The following is an 851-nucleotide window of genomic DNA, read 5'->3' as shown; positions in this document are numbered from 1 at the left end:
CCCCACGGAAGTAGTACGGGTTTCGCTCACTCAATATGAACCTCCGCGTATTTGCGTACACCCGGTCGTCTGCATTCCGGTACCCCAAGTAAGGAATGGATAGCAGACTGGGTACATTCGCGTCGTCCATCAGGTTAGCTGAACCAAGTCCGTCCACCTCATACGCATATATGGGACCGTATTCATCATCCTCTACAACGCCAAACTTCTGAATGCCTGCCTCGATCTGTGCCGCGAGGTTCTCTGCCGCAACTGCAAGATCCCGGTCTTTCAGAATCTCCTCGGCAATTTCCACGACATATCGGAGCACAACGACCGCGAACATATTCGACGATACCAAATAACCGTACATGCAGGCATCATCGCTAGGTCTGAATCCGGACCAGGTCATGCCGGTATACCCTGTCTCCGATCCCTTCCCTTCCCGGACAAGCGTATCCGATGCAGGACAGTTACTTCGCTCGAAGGTATAAGTCGATTTCTGCTCATGGTGCTGTTCCGTTGTCCATAATTCGATAATTTGCTGCACTCCCACGCGGAATGTCTCATCAAAATGATCGATCCTGCCGGAATTCTTCCACAGCAGATAACTGAGCTGAATCGGATAACATAGCGAGTCGATCTCGTATTTACGTTCCCAAATCCACGGGCTCATGTCGGTTGCATCATCCTGATGCCCTTGGCCATTGGCAGACTCATTGAATGCATTAGCATAAGGATCACGCAAAATGTAATCAAACTGGCGTCTTACCACGCCTTGAATCATGTCGCCAATCTCGGGATCCTCTCCGAGTACGAGAAAAGGTCTAACCTGTGCTGCCGAATCGCGCAGCCACATGGCGGGTATATCC

1 pseudogene (running past one end of the window) is annotated in these 851 nt (G+C 51.0%); it reads right to left on the bottom strand.

What is annotated here, in order from left to right:
• Positions 1 to 851 (bottom strand): annotated as a pseudogene (locus tag ACFRAK_RS27520) (glycoside hydrolase family 125 protein); its annotated part reaches 251 nt to the left of the window's first position; the annotation flags it as partial.

This window comes from Peribacillus sp. NPDC056705, assembly GCF_043656335.1.
This window is presented reverse-complemented; position numbering and strand designations above follow the sequence as displayed.